This is a genomic window from Endozoicomonas sp. ONNA2 (assembly GCF_024606365.1).
Lineage (GTDB): Bacteria > Pseudomonadota > Gammaproteobacteria > Pseudomonadales > Endozoicomonadaceae > Endozoicomonas.
Genome location: NZ_JAHHPO010000709.1, coordinates 1 through 3,910 on the forward strand (window position 1 = coordinate 1; position 3,910 = coordinate 3,910).

The window sequence follows — 3,910 nt, forward strand, 5'->3', positions numbered from 1 at the left end:
ATCCCTGAGGGTGGCGCAAAATATTTTCACGCGCCATGGGCATTTGTGGTTCAAATTCAAATCTATCAACCTATATCAATCCCCCTGTTTACGAGGCATTCAAGCTTAATCAGTGCCATTGGAGTCCGCCTCTGTTCAGTCCTTTGCACCACTCACCGATTTTGTTGGCGTTTCAGGCAGTAATTGATACTCTGCAAGCGCCTTGATGACATCTTCCCGATAACGAGGGGGACCCCCACAGCAAAAACTTGACTGCATATCCAGTGGGTAGCGGCGCTCAACGGTCCATGTACCGCAATTTTGCGGCTTGGGAGGGGAGGATTTTTGTCCGTTACTATCACTTTGGGTAGCATCAGCAGAACCATCTGTCACTTGGCTTGTGCAGCCGCCGCCTGGCATTTTGGCTGTTGTTGATTGCATAATGACCTCTTTCTTGACCAGTCACACCACATGGTGTTCAGTAAATTGGACAAATTCCTCGTTGATAACTGTGTCAACCAGAGCCTGCCAATCATCCGGGTTAGCGGTTAACTTACCTTTCAGTGCTTCCAGGCACGCAGTTGCAATCTGGCCAGTCAATTCCTGTTTCAGCAACGGGTCGCTGACTGTGTCAGCAAATACCCGGGGGAAATTGACGTTAACCTGATTTTTGATGGCAGAGTAGGCATCCAGCATTTGGTCAACTTTACTGTCGTCAAACCGATGGCATTGCACCGGTGGCAGCAGATTGCTATCGCTGCCAGGCTCTATTGACGCTCTGTCGCTGGCACTGGATTTTGTTGGTAAAAGATCAGTGATCACCTGATTCAATCGCCATGACTCATCATCATTCTCTGCATGCTGACGTTCACTTATGGTCAATGAGAGCTGTTGACGGGAGAAGGCTTCATCAAAGGCGCTGACCTTGCAGTCATAAAGCCAGGTAAATAACTGCCAGGTCCGTTGGCTTATGGCGAAGGCTGACCAGTCCGGTATTTCTTCATTCCCATCGTTGTCCGATATGTCGCCGATATCCCGTAGCAGCTGCGCAATAAATTCAGAGGAGTGATCCAACCCCAGTGTGTCCGGGGCATTGGCCAGTAACCTTATCATGCTGATCTGCTGATCCAGTGCAAGATTGATAAACTGATCCCGGGTATTATGGTAATTCCCCATGTTCAGGGACTGCACCATGGGATTAAGCCCGATGCCATCATTCACAGACAAGCGTTGATGTAATTTCCCGAATTGTTCCGTGAGCAGCCGGTCAAAATCATGCCTGAAATCCTTGTCACCGTCGTTTCCGCCCAGACCCAACCAGGTGCTTAAAGTACTGTTTTCTGACCTTCTGTCTTGTAACTGCAGAACTTGATCAAGCACTTGTTTGCGCAAGGGATTGGATAGCTCCCGATTTTCCAGCTGATGTTGGGCCATGGCCCGCAGCATGCATCGGGCCAGTTCAATCGATGGAGAACCGGTTGTCGTTTTACCGGTAACACTGTCGTAAAAAACCGATGACCGCCCATCGGCCCCGGCAACAACCTTGCGCACCGTTCCGTCACTGCGAAAAATATTATCAGGGCTTTCATGCTCGACACCCAGCGCCGGGGAGGCTATAACTGCCTGCAAAAAGGCTCTGGTGGGCGAGGTTCGATTAACTCCGGCGGTTTGCACAATGGCAATATTCAAAAGGTCCTGGGGTTGCCAGTAAGGCGCAATGTCAGCCACCGTATCGTCAGCAAGCGATTGCACATAATCATTGAGTTCAGTATGCAGCTGACTGGCGACTCCTCTGGCCCCTTCGAGCAATCTCATACCGGGGGATTGTGCCAGCGGGTCCCGGGACAGGCTGGCCTGAGGGCCAGCGTGATCATGACCCACAGCCCGAATCGGGCGATCATTGAGCGCCGAGGCAACAATATTTGCCAGCATCAGGCTGTCGTTGGTCAGAGGTGATACCGGTTTGGACGACCTCGCATGCTCAGTTGGTTCAGCCCCGGGGTCGTTGACTTCATCCATCTTCCGGGGCAATTCGTTGAGGCTTGCTGACTGGTCGGCTGTCGTCAGTCCTGCATATTGGGCTAAACCGGCAAGTTGGCTACCGATAGCAGACCATACGCCACGGTGCATGCTGGCACCGGAGGAGAGAGGGCTGTTGGGTTCGGACTGAACCATTAAGTGAGGGGCGGTATTATCGTCATCGTCGGCAATCTCATTGATGATGTCATTCTCATCGATTGGTTCATTAGTATTGCCGATCTCATCAGTAGCGCTAAGGTCACGCCGTTTTCTTGGCTGATTATCTATTAACCCGGTGAAATCGTAAGGTAACAAAGAGCGATCTTGATACGCTTGCAGATCCCGATCTTTCAAACGAAAATGAAGATCAAAACCAATTTGGGAAAGTAATGCTGCACATACCTTGGCAATACTGGAAAACTCCTTAACAATTCGCTCTTGTACTACTTTTATCTTCGATTGTCTCGCCAGCGTCTGTTCTGTTTGATTGTTTGCCGTTATACATGACCATGCATATTCTTTTTCTTTTAAAGATTGAGATAACTTAAATGACCATTCTATAGTACTCAGCTCATCTTTCTTTATTTCAGATATCTTTTTAAACAAACGATTGCTATTGAACATTGAATTGTCACGATCTGGTGTTTTTCCTTTCAACTTTTTCACTAGAGGATCAAAAAAGAATTCAAGTTTTAATTTAAAGAAAGGATAGTTATAGATTTGACCTTCACACAACACATCTTGATTCTGTTTTGTAAGAGATTTTTTACGAATCTCAATACAATGAAAAAATACTGCTTTAATTTCATCAAGGGCAGCTTTATATGCTCTGTTTTTTTGATGCAATATTTTTTTGATTACTTCTCCTCTTTCTTCACTGGAAAGTTTATCATTTCCCATGGTTCTAATCATTAACCGACCAAGATAATGAGTCAAACCGTTGATGGCATGTTTCATCTTCATACCATGTATTGAAAACATGTCTACAAATAATCTGGTTAAATGAATAGCCCTGTCATCAGATTGTTTTCTGAAGTTTTCAATAAACTCTTTTCGAGAAGTTTGTGCACTACCGACATTTTTTTTTGTAAATTGATCAATGAACACATTGGCTGCTTTTTTTGATTGAGAAATAATTTTTACTGGATCTTTTGGTCGTTTCATTTCAACGTAATCTCTTGTTATTCTGGCCATTTCAATGGCACGCCTGAACATTGCAGACTGACTTTCTATAATTCTCTTCGAATACAGGTAAATAGCCTCTTGTTCTGCTGTTAAGTTTTCGAAGTTTAAAGGCTTAATATCTTCTATAACTTTTTTCATGTAATTTTCATACTTTATTAATTTTGGATTTAGTTCTTCATCATCCATTGTCACTACTATTATTGAAAATAATTTCTTTAAAGAACTCCTGTTTGACTCAACAACATCTTTAACCTCATCATATGTGGAAAATGCCTCAGGATTATTTTGTTCCAACTTTGCTGCTTCTAAAAGTCTAAGCGTCTGTTTACCATATTCATTATAAATTCTGACTGTCTGTTGCTTTAATTTCTTGTTGAAACTGTCTCTAATAGTAGCGATGTCAGAATTTATCTCTGAAATTGGCTGATTTGACTGCTTGCCGGTTCGTTTCGAAACTCTTAAGACCCTTAACTTCTCGTTCTGACCATCCAACCTTATCGCATCAGAAGTTAATTGAAACGTCATTACGGCCAAATCGAATAGCTGATTCATCTCGGTCAATTGCCTAAGACCAGGAAATACAGATTTTTCAGAATAATTCTTTAGGATTCTGTCCATTTCTTTTTCAATTTCCTTTTGATAGCCTGCATGTACATCCCTTTCGTATGTCAAAAACTCAATATATTTCCTTTTTAAACTATCAGAAAAAAAATAAACAGCGGAATGT

General features: G+C 43.8%; 2 protein-coding genes. Both read right to left on the bottom strand.

The genetic code is table 11. The features are described from left to right. Positions 1-135 precede the first annotated feature (135 nt). Complete coding sequence (locus tag KDK14_RS12515) at positions 136-420, bottom strand: hypothetical protein (RefSeq protein WP_257265469.1); 285 nt, start codon at positions 418-420, stop codon at positions 136-138. A 21-nt stretch (positions 421-441) separates the two neighbouring features. Next, positions 442-3,192 (bottom strand): hypothetical protein, encoded by a 2,751-nt coding sequence (locus KDK14_RS12520; protein WP_257265470.1) that lies wholly within the window; start codon positions 3,190-3,192, stop codon positions 442-444. Positions 3,193-3,910: the final 718 nt, after the last annotated feature.